The organism is Streptomyces sp. NPDC005483 (assembly GCF_040606035.1).
Taxonomy (GTDB): Bacteria; Actinomycetota; Actinomycetes; order Streptomycetales; family Streptomycetaceae; genus Streptomyces.
In genome coordinates this window covers 26,032-44,356 of record NZ_JBEXEA010000008.1, presented here as the reverse complement: position 1 = coordinate 44,356, position 18,325 = coordinate 26,032, and the positions used below count along the sequence as shown (strand labels likewise).

The following is an 18,325-nucleotide window of genomic DNA, read 5'->3' as shown; positions in this document are numbered from 1 at the left end:
CCGCGGCGCACGTCCGTGACAGACCATCCACACATCTGAGGAGACACAGAAGAGATGTCCGGGCAGATTCTTGTAAATTTCGCCACGATCTCCCAGGCCGCGCAGGACGTCCGCAGCACCGCGGGCAAGATCCGCACGCAGCTTGACGAGCTCGAGAGCGGCGTGAAGCGGATCTCCGCCAGCTGGGAAGGCTCGGCGCAGGAGTCCTACCGCGCCAAGCAGACCGAGTGGGACCAGCGCGCCGCCTCCATGCAGCAGACGCTGGAAGCCATCGCCAAGGCCCTCGACAGCGCCGCCCAGAACTACCAGGCGACCGAGTCGAAGAACGCCCAGATCTGGGGCGGCTGACGTGATCGCTTGATGGGGGCGGGTGCGCGACAGCGCGCTCGCCCCCATCGGCGGTTCACGGGGGCGTGTGGACGTTTGTGCTCATAGCCGGTTCATCGGCGCATAGTCGGCTCACCGGCTGACAGCTGGTTCACGCGTCCCGTACGGAAACAAAACGGGAGGACGTAAGAAGTGGGATCCGGGGCATCGCGCGCCGCGCGTCGGAGCGCCGCAGGCACCGCAGCCTTTGCGGTTCTGGCCTGTGGGCTGCCCTTGGCGGGGGCCACACCGATCAGCGCCGCCGAGCGCGTACGGACCACCTTGGCCGACGACGACGTGCGCTTCCAGGTCGACGACACCAGTTGCTCGTTCCCGTCCGACATCATCAAGGGAACACCCTGGTCGCTGCAGCGCGTCGTCCTCGACCAGCTGTGGCAGGACACCAAGGGCAAGGGCGTCAAGGTCGCCGTCATCGACACCGGTGTCGACACCGTCAACGCGCAGCTCAAGGGCGGCGCCGTCGCCAACGGCACGGACTTCCTGCACAAGGGCGGCAACGGCAAGAACGACTCAGAGGTGGGCCACGGCACCAAGGTGGCCGGGATCATCGCCGCCCGCAAGCTCGAAGGCACGGGCTTCATCGGCCTCGCTCCGGAAGCGACGATCATCCCCATTCGTCAGAACGACGACAAGGGCAGTGGCAATGTCCGCACGATGATCCAGGCGATCATGTGGGCGGCCGACCACGGTGCGCGCATCATCAACATCTCGCAGGACACCGCGTCGAAGATGGACCCGACGGTCGACACCGCCTTCCGGAGCGCCATCAAGTACGCCCAGGAGAAGAACATCCTTATCGTCGCGGCGGCCGGCAACGACGGTGCGGACGGCAAGGTCCAGGAGACGTACCCGGCGTCGTATCCGGGCGTGCTGGCGGTCGCGGCCTCCGACCGCAACAACGCCCGTGCCCCCTTCTCCCAGTCGGGCCCGTTCGTGGGCGTCGCGGCACCGGGCATCGACATGGTCTCGACCGTCCCGACGGGCGGCAACTGCGTCGACCAGGGCACGAGTTTCGCCGCCCCGTACGTCTCGGGCGTCGCCGCCCTGATCCGCGCCAAGCATCCCGAGTGGAGCTACAAGCAGGTCATCACCCAGATCGAGCAGACGGCCGACCGGAGCAAGCCGGGCCGCGACAACTTCGTGGGTTGGGGCGTCATCGACCCGGCAGCCGCGGTCAACGACGACACGACGGTCCCCTCGGCCGACGGCCCGAAGCCGGACGCGCTCGGCCCCATGGGCCACTCCGCCAACGTCCAGGCCGCGACCCTGGTCCTCGGCGAGACCGAACAACAACGGACGGAACGCTACGCGCTGTACGTCCTGGCGACCGGGTTCGCGCTGGTGCTGCTTCTGTTCGGGGGCGGGCGTGTCTTGAGCGACTGGCGTCGCAAGCAGGGTGTGGGTAACAACGTGTCAACGGGGAGCTGAGCATGGCTGAAGAAGTAAGCGTCGATCTCGACGAACTCGAGAAGACTGTCTCCGCACTGAACCGAGTTCTCGGTGATCTCGGCAAGGCGGACACGGACTCGAAGACCAACACCTACCTTCCGGCAGGTGCTCTCGGAACCGGCTTTGACGAGGCAGAAAAGCTCGCCAATGCTCACAACGAGATCAAGACGTACATCCAAGACGCTGTGAAGTATCTCAACACCGTCATGGACGAGTTCGGTCAGAAGACGAAGTACGCGCACGGGGCGTACCAGGACTCTGACTACGACGCCCAGGCGAGTTTCCCTAACGCGGGAAAGCAGTGATCCATGAACATGGTGAGGGCTGAGGTACTAATCAACGAGGGGGCACAGGGGCATGGCTGACAGCGACGGTCAGATCGACTACGACTACACCGAGATGAATATGTGCTTCAACGAGAAGCACACGACAGCCTTCGCCAGCGGCAAGGACATGGACGAGATGAAGGCCATGGTTCAGCATGCCAAGCCTCAACTCGTGTCAGCCGTCGCGGAAGGCTGGAGGGGGCTGTCGGCTCAGCTGACCAGCATCCAGTCGGAGTTCGAGAAAGAAGTGGCCCGCATCCAGGAGCACTGGAAGGGGGCGGCTGCCGAACGGTTCGCCGCCAAGGCCAAGCAGGTCAGCAAGAGCATCGGTGACACTGCGAAGTACGCCAGCCACACCTCGACCGCGATGGCGAACGCCGGCTCCACGTTGAGCCACATCCAGCCCGAAGTCATGGCGATGAAGAAGCCGGGCAAGATTTCCAGTGCTCTCAACAGCCTGGGAGACGGTTTCACGCGCAGCGACGCCGGACTGAACAAGGACCTGGCGGCTGGAAAGGGTGCACAGGACGCCCTCGACGCGAACGACGACGACCTTTCGGCGGGCCGGGAAGCGCAGCTCAAGATGGCTGCGAAGATGGAGACGCTGGGCGCTTCTTATAACTCCCAGGCCAAGGCTATGGGGTCGTGGCAGAAGAAGCCGTATCGCGAAACCGAAACTGACTACCCGGGGGACCCGGGTGGTATGACGCCCACACCGGTAGTTATGCCGACGGCACGCTCGCCCCGAAGCCCACAGAGCGTGTCCTCAGGTACGGCTCGGACGGCGCAGACGAGTGGTATCAGCTCGTCCAAGTCTGTGGCTCCGCCTTCGGGTGTCACCGGTGGAGCGCACAAGCCGACTACACCGACGGGGAATACCGGTGTAGGTACAGCGATTGACGGCATTTCGGGCGGCCGTACCGGAGCGACAACGGTTGGCGGCCCAGGCATGGCCGGCGGTGGAACCGCTGGCGGTGGTGGCATCAGTAGCGGAACCGGCTTCATCGGTGGCGCCGTAGGTGGGGCCGTTGGAGGAGGTGTCGCTCGGGGCGGAATGGTGGGTCGTGCAGGAGCTGGGACCGCTGGCATGGCGGGTCGCGCTGGTGCTGGAGGCGTTGGCGGAGTAGGTGCTGGAGGCGCTGGTGCGGCCAAGGGCGCGGCTGGACGGGTCGGAGGCACGGCTCGTGGCGGTGTAGTGGGTGGCACACCAAAGTCTGGTGCGGGTGCGGGCAGGGGCACCGCAGGTGGCTCGGGCCTGCATAGCAGCCGAGGTGCCACAGGAAAGGGAGCCAGCGCGGTCCGCAAGGGGGGCATCGCAGGTGCTCCTGGTTCGCGTAGCGGCCGGCGCAAGGAAGACGAGCAGCGCGAGGGCGAGCGTCCCGACTACTTGGTTGAGGACGAGGAGACCTGGACCCCGCAGCGTGACGTGGCACCTCGGGTCATCGAGGAGTAACCCACGCGGCATGCTGCAGTTGTAAGGAAGGCGCGGGGATGCGCTGCTCGTGGGAGGCATCATCCCCGCGTCGGCCTAAGGGAGGAAACACGGATGAGCTTTAGGCGGACGCTTCGAGTAGCGGGCTTCGGCGCAGCGGTCAGCGCGGTGCTGTTTGCCTCTGCGCCATTCGCGGCTGCAGACCAGGTGAGAGATGACCAGTGGGCGCTGGAGGCTCTTAACGCGGAATCCGTGTGGAAGATCTCCCAAGGCAGTGGCGTCATCGTTGCGGTTATCGACACCGGAGTAAACGCAAATCATGTCGACTTGAAAGGAAACGTTCTAAGGGGAAAGGATTTTGTTGATGGAGGAAGCGCGGAGCCTGATCCTGGCCAAAATCATGGAACTGCTATGGCTTCGATCATTGCTGCTCATGGGCACGGGGTAAATGATGGGGTCATTGGACTCGCGCCAAAGGCAAAGATCTTGCCGATCCGGGACTCGAGCGATGTGAATCTATCCGAGACGATCAGGTACGCAGTTGATAACGGTGCGTCCGTGATCAATGTCTCGCAATGCTTCAATTCCAGTGATCCTGAAGCTCTAAACGATGTGTCGAATGCCGTGACCTATGCGTTGAGTCACGATGTGTTGGTCGTTGGTGCTGCAGGAAATGAAGAAGATAAAGGCGGAAAATGCTATCCGGCCGCTTCGCCTGGAGCGTTGGGAGTCGGTGCCGTAAAGAATGATGGGCTCATCTGGAATGGATCGAACCCTGGGGATTTTGTCACACTGACGGCTCCTGGCGCTAATATTGTCTCCGCGAACGCTGTTGGTAACGGCTACCACGCTGCAAACGGCACCTCAGACGCGGCCGCGTACACATCAGCAGCAGTTGCGCTGCTCCGTTCCAAATTCCCTGACCTGACGGTAGGGCAGATCGTGAATCGTCTCGTGAAGACAGCTGTACTGCCTGACTCCGAGAAAGGTCTAACCCTGCCGGACAAGAGCTATGGATACGGGATTATTCAGCCTCTCGCGGCCCTAAAAAAGGATATCCCGGTCGGCTCGAAGTATGGCCCGCTCACCGTCCCGAAGTCCCTCAAAGACAAGTCGGCATCTCCTTCGCTCGGCATGTCCGACGCAGAACAAGAAAAGGCTGACCAGAAGGCAATGCTCATCTGGGCCGTCATCGGAGTCCTGGGTCTGGCCGGCCTCCTACTGATCGTGTTCCTGATCGTCAAGGCATCCAGGCGGAAAAAGAACAACAGTGGCGGTCCTGGTGACCCCACGGCTTACCCTCAGTACGGCCAGCAGCCTGCCCCGCCGCAGCAGAACCCGTACCAGCAGCCCGCACCCCCGCAGCAGAACCCGTATCAGCAGCAGTCCACTCCGCCCCACGGCCAGTGGCCGCCGCAGCAGTAGCTGCCGATATTAGCTAGGGCACTAAGCGGGACAACGCAGCCGCGAGCCATGCCTTTTTGACGTGCAAGGCGTAGACCTCCATCGCCTCCTCAATGCTATGCCTATGGATCCGGTGGCTGATCGTTGCCGCATGACATTAGGGCATGTCCGGGCCATGTAATTGAGCCATCAAAAAGGGAAATCGCAGTGCATTCTAGCCCGCCTCCGGGATATACGCCTCCCGGCTCATCTTCCTATAACGCCATCCCTCAAGGTGCGGCGTCGCTTCCTTCCGTCTACCGGCCGACGCCATATGTGAAACCCAGAGGGCGTGCTCGTAGGGTCGCCGGTGTCCTGCTGATCGTGTTCGGTATTATTCCGCTTCTCGGGACGGCCTTGGTTATTTTCAAGACCGTACAGGGTTCCACGGACCAGAACTCGAACGACGCGTTTATTCCAGTGGCATGGCACAATCTCCGAAGCGATGAGATTTTCCCTGATCGTTTTACCAGCAAGACCGTCGGTGATGATGCCAGAGTTTGGGCACGTCAAGGGATCGCCGAGGGTGCTTCGTGCAAGGAAGCATTCTCCGCAGATTTTTCGGCGGATGTGATGGCGGGCAGGTGCAAGTTCGCTTTGCGAGCGACTTACACTGACGTAAGCGGTGAGATGGCCGCGACCATTGGTCTTGTCGTGGCCAACACGCCAGCCGATGCGGAGATGATTGAATCCAAGATCGAGCGGATTCAGAGCGACGCGGTGGCTTCTGGTCGTGCGCCGACGGTCCAGCCGTTTGCCGTTCGTGGTACTCAAGCTGCTGCTTGGGCCGGGAAGATGGGCATCGGCGGTGCTGCGAGGCAGATCTACATGCCCGATTCGCCATATACCGTAACTGTCACGACCGGGCCCACGGACCCCGCCCGTACAGTAGGTCAACTACCCGAACCATGGACCTTCATCGGCTTTGAAGAGAGATTGCCCTACAGAAACACGGCGCAGGCTCTCGCGGCGATCTATGCCGATGATCTGCGGCGGACGGTGTTGGGCAAGTGATCAAGCGAATTGTGGCCAGCGCGCTGCTGGCATCCGTCCTGGCAGCGGCGAGTGCGTCCACCGCCTCCGCCGACTCTGCGCAGGGCTGGGAACTGCCGGCCATGTCCGTCCCGGCCGCCCACGCCGTCACTGAGGGCGAAGGCGTCACGGTTGCGGTCGTCGACACCGGCATCCGTACCGACCACCCGGTGCTGAAGGGCCGTGCCACGGAGGGGCCGGACTTCCTCCAGGCCAATGACAAGTCTGCGTCGCGGTACAGCGAACACGGTACTGCGATGGCGTCCAGCATTCTCGACGTTGCCCCCAAAGCGAAGATCCTGGGCCTGCGGGTGATCCGAGACGAGGCCGACCCCAATTACCAGGGGCGCAGCATGAGCAACCCCGACGCGGTCTCGCAGGCGATCAAGTACGCGACGGACCACGGAGCCGATGTCATCTCGATGTCCATCGGTTCCAGGACGCTCTTGAACAGTTACGACGAGAAGGCCCTGAAGGCCATCGACTACGCCCTGTCCAAGGGCGTCGTACTTCTCGGTGCGGTCGGGAATCTGGGCGACAAGTCGGCAGGGGGCGACAACGCCATCTCCTACCCGTCGGCTTATCCGGGCGTCATCACTGTCGCGGCCTCAACTCCGGACGGGTCGCGCGCATCGTTCTCGTCCGTGCACTCTTACATCGACATCGCCGCTCCAGGCGTTGGCATCTATGAAGCGGACTACCGGTCCAGCGGTCGTACGTCTGGCGAGGGAACATCAGCGGCTTGCGCATTGGCTGCGGGCGTAAGCGCGTTGATTGTCTCGAAATACCCCAATCTTGCGCCGCGTCAGGTGGAGAGAGCCCTCGAAGAGACCGCTTCACATGCCTCCCGCGGCTACAGCGCAGAGACCGGCTATGGGGTGATCAACGCGAAGGCGGCACTACAGGCCGCAGCGAAGCTCACTCCGGAGCAGAACGTAGCCATTGGCGAGACAGGGACCGGTTTGCACTTCGGCCCTGGAGACGACGGTACGCCCAAGACTTACTCCCAGGGCGTGGACTTCTTCAAGGTTGCGGTTGCGGCCGTCGGGGCTTTGATCACGCTGCTCTTCACGTTCGGCGGCTTCTGGCTCTTCAAGAGCGGTCGTCGGTTGCAACGTCAGGGGCCTGAGGGCGCTGGGCTCGGTGCTCCTGTCGCGTATACGCAGTACGGTCAGCAGCCTGTCCTGCCACAGCAGAACCCGTACCAGCAGTCCGCCCCACCTTCTGGTCAGTGGCCGCCTTACCAGTAGTTGCCGGTCGGGCCGGAGGACACCATCGTCTCTGTGACCTTCAGCTCGGCCGAAGCCGTCAGGACATGCAGGACCTCACGGACTCCGACTTCGGCGGGTCGGTGGGTGCGAAGGCGCCGCGAACGGCTCGGCGGGTACCTGTCCGCCGAGCCGTTCGCGTTCACTTTCGCGTCCCACAGTGCGGCCGACAGTGGGCCACCCGATGGAAGATCCGGTATCTTTCGGCCTGCTGATTGGCATGTCCTTGCCTAGGTCGCCGGGCGCCAGTCCCGGCCGGGGTGGGCACTTCACGTCGTACGGATGCAACGGCGTCCGTGGTCGAGTGAGCGAACCGGGCATGTCCACCACTTTCACAACGGGGATGGGACAAGGGATGAGTACTCCCTTCGATGCGCCACAGCACAGCGGATCCACTCGGACGCGGCTGAACTCCGTGCCTGCGGACGGCGGTGGCGGGGGCGGTGCCGGTGGCGGTACCAACGTCGACACCCAGCGCCTCGACGAGGCCGCCAACGCGCTCGTCGAGCTGCGCGGTGCCACCGAGAACGCCGACAACGGTGCCGACGACGACTGCCTGAGCGCTTCCAGGGGGCTCAACAAGCACAGCGCCGGCGGCATGGCCGAAGCAGGCTCCTGGGCCACCGCCGGCTCCCTGGTGACCATGGACGTCCGCTGGGGTTCCCAGGTCCTCAACCTCAAGAGCCTGCTCCAGGACATCAGTGACAAGCTCCACACCACCTCCGGCCACTACACCAGCACCGAGCAGGAGGAACAGGCCCGACAGCACTCGATCACGCCCTTCGGGTGATGTCGGGTCACCCGAGGCCGTCGCCGTGGCGCGCGTCCGGGTGAGCCCATCGAGTCGGACCTGAACCCCCTCACAAGGAGCAGTCGCACATGGTGTCCATCCCCTACCTCGACAAGGCCGACCTCGCACCGCTGGCCGACGCCGCCGCATCCTGGAAGGCGTTGCCGGCCAAGTACGACGCGTTGCAGCGGGAGTTCGAGCAGCGGGTCATCAACCATCTCAAGGGCCACTGGGACGGAGACGCGGCCGACGCCGCGTTCGTCACCATGGGCAAGGCCCGCACGGAGTACGAGAACGCCGCCACCGAAGCGGAGCGCATCGCCAAGCTGTTGCTGGACGCGCACGGCGAATTCACCGCATCCCAGAAGCAGTTGCACGCCCTGCTCGACGAGGCCCGCAACGACCACTACAAGGTCTACGACGACGGCCGCGTCGAGGATGTCGACCCACGACAGGACAGCCCGACCGCCTCCGCCTCGCCGGGTCTCGCCGAGGAGCGCAAGAAGAAGCTCGACTCGCTCGTTTCCCGGCTGACGCGGGTCCTGGAGGTGGCCACCGCCGCCGATGAGGCAGCGAGTTCGGCCCTGGAACGCGACGCCAACGGCGACAGCCAGTCCTTCAACACCAGCGTCTACACCACCCTCGACTCCGTCGAAGCCGACCAGGCTGCCGCGTTGATGAACAAGAAGGGCCGGCTCTCCGACGCCGAGATCACCAAGCTCAACCTGCTTCTCTCCGCCAACAAGAACGACCCGGAGTTTTCACGGGAGTTCGCCGTCAAGACCGGCGGCGAGAACATGCTGAGCAAGTACAACCAGCTCATGAGCCCTCCGGCCGGCACCACGCTCTCCAAGGAGCAGCTGGCCCAACTCAAGCAGCTCAAGGCGAACTTGGGCACCACCATCGGCACGGCGACCACCTCCGACGACCACCGCAAGGGCGGACCCGACCCCGAGATCACCAAGTTCCAGAATGACCTCCTCAAGGCGGGCCAGCGCGACTTCAACGCCAACCCGACCGAGTCGCCGTACGGCCTCAGCGGCTACCAGCTCACCAGCAGCCTGATGAGCGAGGGCAAGTGGGACAAGGACTTCCTCCAGGACTACGGCGACGCGCTGATCACCGCGGAGAAGAACGGCGCCAACGGGGGGCAGAACCCGGACGCGTACTGGGGCTACCCGCGCACGCTGGGCACGACCAACATCGGGGCGCTCGACCCGATGGCGGGGTACATGGACGCCCTGGGACACAACCCGGAGGCCTCCACGGAGTTCTTCGGCTCGGAGACCTCGGTCAACGGTGAAAAGGTCGATCACTACGACTACTTGATGAAGGACCGGCACTGGCCCGAGGGCGCGGGCTACACCGGTGACGACAAAAACCCCAACGGCTACAACAACCTCGGTCACGCCCTGGAATCCGCCACGACCGGCCACGCGTACGACGCCCCGATCCCGAACCCGCTCCCCAAGCACACCACGGAGCAGGCCGATCTCACCTCGAAGATCATCTCAGATGTGTCCGAGCATCCCGATCTCGCCCACAAGGGAATGAACGACAGCCTGGGTCGCATTGCCGCCGAGTACATGCCCGACATCAATCGCGCCCTGGCCAACGACGAGAAGGGTCTCGACAAGCTCTACCCCGAAGGTGACAGCGCACGGGCGACCATCAGCGACAACAGTGAACGTGACGTCACGCGATTCCTGTACACGGTCGGCCAGGATCCGGACGGATACGCGGCCATCAACTACGGTCAGACGCAGTACACCAGCTCGCTGATGGAGTATCACCTCGAGCACCCGGAGGCCTACGACGTCTCCGCGACCGAGAAGATCGAGAAGATCAGTACGAACTCGGCGGAGATCGAGGGCATCATCGGCACGGCCCGCAAGGACGCCGTCATCCACGACAAGGTTGCGGACGACGCGGTGTTCAACAGTCGTATCGAGGCAGCGGGGGATTGGGCGAAGACTGGTGTCGGCATTGGTATCGGTGCGGGAACTGCCACTATCGCGTCTCCGGCAGGCGGGGCCGTGGCCGGTGCCGCAGCCGAATGGGTCAGCGGTCAGGTGATCGACTCGATGGTTTCCGGTGCTTCCAGGGACTCGCTCGGCGAAGTCGTCTACAGCACGGGTGGAGAGGTCGAGGATCGCAAGAGGTCATTCATGGCCGTCACTAGCGACGCCGCGATGCTCGCGAACGAGCGGGCTGAGACCGGGCTGAGCCAGGAACAGGTGGACACCGCGGTGAGCAAGGGGCTCAACAGCGGCCACGGAAACGCCAAGGACAACCTGGACGACTTCGCCAGTGACCTCGATGCCGATACATCCGGCCTGGGAAATTGAGAGGCCAGCCAGTGACCGACCCTACTCACCCCACCCCCGAGGTCCCTGTGAGCACGAGCTCTGCCTTCCGGAAACGTCTGACCGTCGGCTTGCTGGCAGTGCTCTGCCTGGTCGCGGGAACAGTCATCGGCGACCGTTTCATCCCGTTCCGTGGCACCGGTGTCTCCGCTGACTGCGCTGGCATTCTCTCAGCCGTGGACATGGGGTTCATCGAGCAGACCACCTTCACCGGCCGTCGGGTCACCTCTACGGAGTTCACCGAGTCCGGTGCAGGCGACGGGTACCGGTTGGACTGCACGATCGACGGCGACGGGAAGACTCAGCTCGACGCGCGCGTCCGCCTGACCACCGCCGGTGCCGAGGCATGGGAGGACGACCTCAAGGAACGGGGCCGTCTGTCGGGCGAGACGAAGCCCCTGAGCATCACTGCCGCTACGGGGCAGAAGTCCGTGGCGCTGTCCGGTGATTCAAGCGCGGCCGTCTACATCCCCTGCAAGTTGGACGGCGATGCGACTGCCCACCTCAGCGTCTCCGTCGAGTCTCCTGGCGCTTCCGACGGCAACACGGACAGCCAACGCCTCACCATCGCGGCCATAGCGTCCCGCCTCGCCAACCACTCCGTCCTCGATGCCGGGTGCCTGAAGCCTCTTTCCGCGGCCGACCAGTCGCCCTCCTTCGGCTCTTGAGGGTGGACCGACCTGAACCCGAAATGAGCGCCTCATGATGTGGGATCACCGCACATGGCTCCGAAGGAATGGCAGACGTCGGCTGATCGGTTCCGTGGTGACGCTGGCCGTCCTTGGGGCCGGGTACTACGGATTCCAGCTCCAGTACCCGGCAGCCAAGACCGGACGAGCGTGCAGTGGGATGCTCCCGGTCGACCCGGTACTGGACCTTGCGGGGAAGTCGAAGCTTTCCCTGCTCGGTTTGGGCTTCCACGTCTCCAGCAAGCAGTTCGACGTCTCGAGCGATGTGACAGAGCCGTCCGGCCTGGCGACGACGTGCAATGTCGACGGCGTCGTCATTGCGATCGAGACCGCGTCCGGTGCCCACAACGCATACGGGTTCTACAGCTTCCAGCGTGATCAGGAGTCCTTTCCCGTTCCTCTGGACGCGAGTTGGCAAGGGTTCATGGTCACCGACGAGGACGAGGCCACCGCGTCTGTGCTTCTCAGTTGTAAGAACTGGACGCCGAAGGAGGGCAGCGGAATCCTCGTGGCAGCCGAGTCGCCCTACGGCAGCGACGTCACGCAGGCCGTCCGGCTCGAACTCGCCCGTACGGTGACCGGGGCAGCCCAGCGCGCCGCAGAAAAGACCGGCTGTGAGACGGATCCGGGAGATTCGAGCAAGATCACTGCTCCTGATGCCGAGGTAACGACCGTGTCGGCGAGCGATGCCACAGGGACCTGTAAGGGCATGACCTCCGTGACGAAGGTGAGGGAGACCGCCGCTGGGACCTCACCGGCCGAAGAGTGTCTGCTTGTCGGCGGCCTGCAACTGGCCGCCGCATACGGCCCCTTCAGCGATGCTTCCCAGGCTGTGGTCAACGGCAAGTACGGTGGCCACGCCACTCCCTCGGGAATCGACGAATACACGGCATGGACGTCCGCCATCTGCCAGGGTGCGCTGGGCGTCGGCTACTACCACGCATCGCCTTTGGAAGGCAGCGACCGCAGGTTCACCACGGACCCGCTCACCGTAAAAGAGCGAGCGGATCTGATGCACTTCGCCGGGCAGTCCGCCACCCGACACGGCTGCGCCGCACCGGCGAAGTTGTCGTCGTGAGCCAGGCGGCTGGAGCGGCTTGAACTCACGGTCCGTTTGCGGCGTGCGGCCGGAATGGCCCAGGGCCCCCGCAGGGATCCTCAGGATGATGAGGTGGCCGGGGTTGAGCCGCAGCGGACACCTGAGGCTGCGAGTTGGGTTGGTGGCCTTGAAGTGTGATGCCGGCCCTGCCGTCCCTCCGGGGCGAAGAGCATGAGCGTGGTGCCACGGAAGGCGCCGAGAAGATCCGCCTCAGCGACGTAACCGGTGATGGCGTGCTGCAGGGCGGCGTCCAGAGATCTCGAGCCAGAATGCTGCTACCAGGCCAGAACGGCGTTTGCGGCGGGTAGTTGACTTCATCCCTCCATCGGGTGCTGATCCGTGACTCCTCGGTCGGCGTGCGGTTGCTGAAGTGCACGTCCAAGATCGTCGAGGGATGGGTGTACGGAGCGGCGCATGTCTGGTGACTTCTATTTGGACCCGCGGGAAATGGCGAGGCTGGCCGGGGCTTTCGATACCCGGGCGTATGACCTGGCAAGTGCTGTCAGGGCGTTTGAGCGGACGACAGGAGCGGAGCAGATCCATGACGGCTTCGGGTTGCTGACGGAGTCCGAAGAGGTGACGTCGGCCTATGTGGTGTTGGCCGCAGGGATGGGCGAATCGCTGGGGAATCTGGCTCGGCACTTCGATGAGGTGAGCCAGGCTCTCAAGGACAACGCGAAGAATTCCGAAGCGGCGGACGAGGCTCTGACCGGTCTGTTCAAGGGCGCTAAGACATGAGCGAGGAGAGCGTCGCCGAGAAGATCTACGAAGCCGGGATCGAGGTGGTGAATCCGGGTGGCCGCCCCGATGTGCTGCGTGCGGCGGCCAAGGGGTGGCGCACGATGGGGGAGCAGCTGGAGGAGGCGTACGGCGGGCTCGACAAGGGGGTGCGGGGCGTTCTCGGTGAGCACTGGCGGGGGGAATCCGCCGAGGCGTTCCGGAAGTACTGGGAGAAGGTCGGGCGAGCGGTCGAGGAGACCGTGCCGCTTTTCGAGCAGGCGGCGAAGGGGCTTGAGGAGGCGGCCGACAACATCGAGGAGATCAATGACGAGATTCATCAGATCTACCTTGAGATCGGGATCTCGATCGCGGCGTCCGTCGCACTTTCCTTCGTCACGGTCGGGTTCTCGGCGGCGGCCGGGGCGGCGAACGCTGCGCGGCTGGGGGCGCAGGCCGTGGACGCGGCCACGCAGTTGGGGCGGCTGCTCAGCAGTGCCGCTCGTCTGTTCCGGTACGTTCGAGGGTTGGTGAGGGGCAGCGGGCCGTTGCGGCTGGCTGTCGAGCTGGGTGTGCAGTGGGGGGCGGGGACCGGCACGGGAATCGTCACCAACCTGGCCATGGGCAAGGACGCCGAGTTCGCCAACAACGCGGTCAACGGAGTCGTGGGAGCTCTGGGCGGGAAGTACGGGGCTGGAATGTTGGCTCCGAGGCTGGGTGGAGGTGTGTGGGCGAGGGCTGCCGACGGTGCGACGGTGGGGGCCGCCTCGTCGGTGCTCGGTGACACCCTGAACAACCTGTACAGCGGAGATCGGTTCGACGCTTCCCAGATGGCCCTCGGAGCAGTGGCGGGAGGGCTGACCGGGGGATCCGGGAGCGCTGCCGTCCACCGAGCCACGGAGGGACGGACGCTCTCCGCGGCGCACCAGCTTGTAGGGGATGTGGCCACCAACGCTCCGATCAGCTTCGGACTGGGAGCAGGAGGCAACATTTCCAAGGACATCGACGGGCTGGTCAACGGCAACCCCAATGCCCAAGAGGGAAAGGACAGGGCCGGTGCGGTCGCCGACGCATCAAGGGACGCGAGAGAGGACGCAGGCGCCCTGCGGGGGCGGCCCGACCCGCAGAAGTACGGAGCGTTCGGGTGAGCACTGAATGGACCATGGACAAGGACGCGAACGGTGCAGCCGACGTCATCGGTCTGCGTCTTTTCCGCCGCTGCGGGAGGTTCGTCGCCGTCACTGCTCCGCTCGCCCTCGCGGCGTCGACTGCAGCCTGGCTCTTTCTGGGAGCCACGCCGGTGCGCGCGGCTGTCGTCTGGTGCTCGCTGGCGTTGCTGGCCACTTGCGTAATGCTGTTGAGTTTGGCAGCGGTGCGAGGGGGCGGACAGACCAGCCGCGAGACCTACCGGTGGGCTGTGCGGCTCGCTTCGACCACCCCGGGCGGCGGCGTGGGCGCGGCGCCGCTTCGGCTGGGTGGCATGCGCTGGTTGTCGGCCCGCCTCGTCGGTGTGATGGTCGCCGTCCCCGCGATGTTCGCTCTGTGGGTGACGCTCGCCGTCGTCGACACGCGCGGAGCGGACACGAGCGCCATGTTGGCCGAGGCCGGTGCGGTGATCGAGCAGCGTCCCATCCTGAAGATCGAGAATGAGGTTGCCGACAGTCGTCACAGCACTGCCAACGCCACAGCGGACTTCAGCGTTCTGCTTCCTGCGCCTACAGGCGAGGGTGTGCCGGTGACCTTCGAAGCAACCACGAACTTCCGTCGGGAAGTCGGCAGCGAGCTCTACGTCGCCTACGTCCCCGACCGCCCCGAACTGGGTGCCATCGGTGACGACCAGCGGGCGGACGTGGAACGTCAACTCGCTGGGCGAGCCGTACAGTTCGGCGACTCATGGATGATCGGTGGCTTCTGGGCGCTGGCGACTCTCGGCCCGCTCGGCTACTGGTGGAGGAACGAGAGTCTGCGTCGCCCCAGGCGCACCGTCGGCGCCGACTGGAAGGCGTTGCGCGTCTCTGTCACCGGATCGGGCGAGCACATGGACGCGCCCCCGCCCGGCAGTCCGGAGGCGGCCGACGCGAAGAAGCGTCGGGAGAACACCCGCACACTGAAATGCCTGGTGCTGGAAGGCCGCGGACGGCAGGTTCCCTTCCACTCCCAGATGGCCGGCAACGCCGCAGGGGCCGCCCTGACCGGTGCACAGGGCTGGCTGCTCTGGCACCCTCGACAGCGCCGCGGCCGTGACGTCCTCGCCGAGCTCGTGGGCGACGACGGGTGGCAACTGCCGGGTGCCGTCCCGGTCCAGGTGGCCGAGCAGGTCGAGGAGGCGGGTGTCATGGAACCCGCGCAACCGGACCCCGAGCGGCGTATCCAGCCCCTCGACCTCGGCGCCGGTTATCTCGTGACCGCGTCCGCGCCGGTGGTCGTGGGGTTCGCGGTGGCCCTGGGGTGTCTGACCGCCCTGCTGCTCCTTCCAGACAGTGGCGCTTGGCGGGTGTGGACGGCTGTGGCGGGAGTATTGGCTCCGCTCGTCGGCTTCACCATGCAAGGCGTGGCGAGGATGGACCACAGCGATGGCCACGGAGTGAGCTGAGAAGACGCCGACGACCCCGCCCGACTCGCCACCCTGTACCGGGAGTACGAACCGGATCGTCGGCGGTCATGACTCGCCGCTCCCGTCGCGGGACCGCCACCGGCGGCGGGAGCGTCAGCCGGTGGTTGGGAGGGCCACCAGGGTGTACGACGTCTGCCCGTAGCTGACCGAGGAGTTCGGCTCGGACACGCGGAGGGCGACGGTTCTGATCGAACCGTACTTCGCGCCGAACTCCACCACCTCAAGCCGACCAACATGGGCCGGGCCCCGAAACCGGGCCCCACCCAGTCTCCGGCTCGTGCTGACCCCATCGGTCTTTTCCGTATGGATCCAGTCGAACGAATCCTTACCGAGGCTCGTCAGGGTGCGGCCCCTGTGTTGTTGTCACCCGGAGGTTCCCCCGATGCGCATGGCCGGTGTTTCGCTCGCTGCCCCGCCCGGCGTCGTCGGGCCGGGCGCCCTCGGGTGGACCGGCGCCGGCGTGGCCGCTCTGGTGTTCGTGAATCTCCTGATCGCATGGGGGTCGCGTCGTCGGCGCGGGAAGGTCCCGCTCGGGCGACTGCGCGAAGAGCTGCGCGGTGAGCTCCGCAGCGGGGCCCCGAACGTCCGCGGGCACATCCGGGTCGATCCCGCCCGGTATCCCGGGATCTCCGTCGTCGAGGCCGAGGCCATCGCCGGTCAAGAGGGGCTCTCGCGGCAGACCCAGGGCACCAAGGGGATGTGGCTATTTCTGCGCCAGGTTTCCGATTGACGCGTAGAACTTTCACGGTCGCTCTCGACGCGCGCACTGCCAAGCAGGGCGTCTCACAGCTCCCGGAGCGCGTCCAGCCGTAGCCGCAGCGCGTACAGGCCCTCGGGATCCCCGACCAGGAGCAGCCCCTCGGGTGTGAGCGAGAGCGCGTCGCAGGGGCGTGGCAGGGGCAGGACGCGCACCTTGCCGGAGAACACGTGCCACAGGTGCAACTCGCCGTCGCTCCAGGCCACGGCGAGCACCGGACCGGCGTCGGTGTCGGCCGCGGCAAGGGCGGTGACCCGATACCGGCGACGCTGCACCGGGACGGGCATCGGCTCGGCGGAAGCCGTCTCCCACAGCCGCACCGAGCCGTCCGACGCGGCACTGAAGGTGAGGATCAGCCCGTCGGCGGTGCCGACGCAGGTCGCGGCGGTGACCGGCTGTTCGTGCACGCGGCAGGAACGTGGAGTGTCCTGATACTCGCTCAGGGACCACACGTGAACCGTGCCGCTCCGGTCGCCGACGACGGCGTACGGTCCGTGTGGGCCACCGTTGCCGAGCGCGCTCACCTCGGACTCCGCCCCGGCGAGGGTGGCCGAACCGTGGTGTTCGGCGATGTGTCCGAGCACGATCGCCGCGGTCGGGTCGTCCTCGGCCACGAGCGGCAGCAGTGCGTCGGACCGGACGAACAGCAGCGCCGAGCGGGCGTTACGCGGGGCGACGGCGCGGGGTCGTACGAAGGACGCCGGAAAACCGGCACTTCCGCCGGCACCCTTGTCGCCACCCTCACCGACACCCCAACCGAAAGCCCCACCCGTAGCCCAGCCGAAGGCCCCACCGGCCTCCCCACCCACGACCCCGGCCGACGCACCGCCGTCCAGGTCGTACGTCCGCCACCGCCCCGTGGCATCGGTCGTCAGGACCCGTCGTTCCTCACCCGGCACCAGGGCGAGCGCGGTCACCGCGAGGTCGGGCCGGGCCCACAGCGCGGTCCACCAGTGGCGCTCGGCGAGGGGCTGGAGGTACTCGGTCAGGACCGGGTCCGTGCCCACGGCGGCGGTGTGCAGCAGGGCGGCTCGCTCGGCGCTGTCGGTGTGATACGCCGTCAGTTCGCGTGCGGCCCGCCGCCACACCTCGCGCAGCCGCCCGGGTACGGGGATGCGCTCGTCGGCGAGGGCGGCGGTCAGCGCGGCGGCCGGGCCGTGGACCAGGAACCCGGGGTCGGTCAACAGGTCGCGTACGGCGGCCCCTTGGTCCTCGGCGCGCAGTGCCGCGTCGAGGATGTGGCGGCGGGCCGCGTCAGGGGCCTGGGACCAGTCCGGGCGGCCGTCGGAGGTGTGCGGGACCGCCGCGAGGAGTTCCGGGTACGGGGTCTCGCCGGTACGGGGCGCCCCGGTGCGAGGGGGCAGGTCGACGGTCTCGGCGCCGTCCGCCGTCAGCAGCGCGGATGCGCCGACCTCGACGGCCGCACGCACGTGGGGCAGAGACAGCAACGGCTCCAGCACCTCGGCGACCAGGCTCGCCGGCGCGGCCGTCGGCAGATCCGCCGGGCCGGCCCCGGCCCGGTGCAGATCGGGTACGAGAAGCAGCAACGGCCGCTGGTCCAGGGCGACCTGGTCCAGCAACCGCGCCGGGGACAGCGTCCCGTAGCCGAGTTGGCGCCCCAGTTCCCAGGCGAAGCTCTCCGCGGTCAGGCCCTCGGAGGGGACCGTGGCGTGGACCGTGATCCCCGGCCGGTCGACCGTCCCGGCGAGGAACCAGGCGAGCAGACGGCTCTTGCCGCTGCCCTCGGCACCGCGCACCAGGCACAGCCGGGAGCGGGCCCCGCTGTCGTCGGCCGCCCAGTCGAGCAACCGCTGCCCGAAGGCTCGCGTGCCCTCGTCGAGCGGTGGCCAGGAAGTGATGTCCACAGTTACGGCACCGACGGTCATGGCGTGCTGCATCCCCTCGTCCTGAATCCCCTTGTGCAGCATCTCCCCGTGCCGCATCCCCCCGTGCCGC

At 65.9% G+C, this 18,325-nt stretch carries 17 protein-coding genes; 15 read left to right on the top strand and 2 right to left on the bottom strand.

The window, feature by feature from the left end; translation table 11 throughout:
• Window positions 1–54 precede the first annotated feature (54 nt).
• From ABZT06_RS17015 to ABZT06_RS16950, 14 genes are all read left to right on the top strand, one after another.
• The gene (locus ABZT06_RS17015) at window positions 55–348 is read left to right on the top strand and encodes a WXG100 family type VII secretion target (protein ID WP_355740948.1); all 294 of its coding nucleotides are present in this window, start codon (window positions 55–57) and stop codon (window positions 346–348) included.
• 300 nt (window positions 349–648) lie between these two features.
• Complete coding sequence (gene mycP, locus ABZT06_RS17010; protein ID WP_355740946.1) at window positions 649–1,815, top strand: type VII secretion-associated serine protease mycosin; 1,167 nt, start codon at window positions 649–651, stop codon at window positions 1,813–1,815.
• Window positions 1,816–1,817: 2 nt separating this feature from the next.
• Entirely contained in the window at window positions 1,818–2,141 is a 324-nt protein-coding gene (locus tag ABZT06_RS17005) for a hypothetical protein (RefSeq protein ID WP_355740944.1), read from the top strand.
• A gap of 52 nt (window positions 2,142–2,193) precedes the next feature.
• Window positions 2,194–3,615, top strand: coding sequence for a PPE domain-containing protein (locus ABZT06_RS17000; RefSeq protein ID WP_355740942.1), 1,422 nt, complete (start codon window positions 2,194–2,196; stop codon window positions 3,613–3,615).
• Between the two features lie 93 nt (window positions 3,616–3,708).
• A complete protein-coding gene (gene mycP, locus ABZT06_RS16995; RefSeq protein ID WP_355740940.1) occupies window positions 3,709–5,019 on the top strand; it encodes a type VII secretion-associated serine protease mycosin in 1,311 nt (436 codons plus the stop codon).
• 342 nt (window positions 5,020–5,361) lie between these two features.
• Window positions 5,362–6,051 carry a hypothetical protein gene (locus ABZT06_RS16990; protein ID WP_355740938.1) on the top strand — a complete coding sequence of 230 codons (690 nt, stop codon included), beginning with the start codon at window positions 5,362–5,364 and terminating at the stop codon, window positions 6,049–6,051.
• Window positions 6,048–7,319 (top strand): S8 family serine peptidase, encoded by a 1,272-nt coding sequence (locus ABZT06_RS16985; RefSeq protein WP_355740936.1) that lies wholly within the window; start codon window positions 6,048–6,050, stop codon window positions 7,317–7,319. Before ABZT06_RS16990 ends, ABZT06_RS16985 begins: the two co-directional genes overlap by 4 nt.
• Window positions 7,320–7,752: 433 nt before the next feature.
• The gene (locus tag ABZT06_RS16980) at window positions 7,753–8,127 is read left to right on the top strand and encodes a hypothetical protein (RefSeq protein ID WP_355740934.1); all 375 of its coding nucleotides are present in this window, start codon (window positions 7,753–7,755) and stop codon (window positions 8,125–8,127) included.
• Window positions 8,128–8,216: 89 nt separating this feature from the next.
• Window positions 8,217–10,475: a hypothetical protein gene (locus ABZT06_RS16975; RefSeq protein WP_355740932.1), complete on the top strand. Its 2,259-nt coding sequence runs from the start codon at window positions 8,217–8,219 to the stop codon at window positions 10,473–10,475.
• Between the two features lie 194 nt (window positions 10,476–10,669).
• A complete protein-coding gene (locus ABZT06_RS16970) occupies window positions 10,670–11,161 on the top strand; it encodes a hypothetical protein (RefSeq protein ID WP_355740930.1) in 492 nt (163 codons plus the stop codon).
• Window positions 11,162–11,255: 94 nt separating this feature from the next.
• Window positions 11,256–12,260 (top strand): hypothetical protein, encoded by a 1,005-nt coding sequence (locus ABZT06_RS16965; protein ID WP_355740928.1) that lies wholly within the window; start codon window positions 11,256–11,258, stop codon window positions 12,258–12,260.
• A gap of 435 nt (window positions 12,261–12,695) precedes the next feature.
• Window positions 12,696–13,019, top strand: a complete 324-nt coding sequence (locus ABZT06_RS16960) for a hypothetical protein (RefSeq protein ID WP_355740926.1) — start codon at window positions 12,696–12,698, stop codon at window positions 13,017–13,019.
• Complete coding sequence (locus ABZT06_RS16955) at window positions 13,016–14,146, top strand: WXG100 family type VII secretion target (protein ID WP_355740924.1); 1,131 nt, start codon at window positions 13,016–13,018, stop codon at window positions 14,144–14,146. The genes ABZT06_RS16960 and ABZT06_RS16955 overlap by 4 nt, the downstream gene beginning before the upstream one ends.
• 14 nt (window positions 14,147–14,160) lie before the next feature.
• Complete coding sequence (locus tag ABZT06_RS16950; protein WP_355740922.1) at window positions 14,161–15,591, top strand: hypothetical protein; 1,431 nt, start codon at window positions 14,161–14,163, stop codon at window positions 15,589–15,591.
• A gap of 114 nt (window positions 15,592–15,705) precedes the next feature.
• Here ABZT06_RS16950 and ABZT06_RS16945 read toward each other — a convergent pair whose 3' ends face one another.
• Window positions 15,706–15,828: a hypothetical protein gene (locus ABZT06_RS16945; RefSeq protein WP_355740920.1), complete on the bottom strand. Its 123-nt coding sequence runs from the start codon at window positions 15,826–15,828 to the stop codon at window positions 15,706–15,708.
• A gap of 172 nt (window positions 15,829–16,000) precedes the next feature.
• Here ABZT06_RS16945 and ABZT06_RS16940 point away from each other — a divergent pair, with 172 nt between their 5' ends.
• On the top strand, window positions 16,001–16,342 hold the full coding sequence (locus ABZT06_RS16940; protein ID WP_355740918.1) for a hypothetical protein: 342 nt from the start codon (window positions 16,001–16,003) through the stop codon (window positions 16,340–16,342).
• Window positions 16,343–16,395: 53 nt separating this feature from the next.
• On the opposite strand, the gene ABZT06_RS16935 is transcribed toward ABZT06_RS16940, so the two are convergent.
• The gene (locus tag ABZT06_RS16935; RefSeq protein ID WP_355740916.1) at window positions 16,396–18,267 is read right to left on the bottom strand and encodes a hypothetical protein; all 1,872 of its coding nucleotides are present in this window, start codon (window positions 18,265–18,267) and stop codon (window positions 16,396–16,398) included.
• Between the last annotated feature and the right edge of the window lie 58 nt (window positions 18,268–18,325).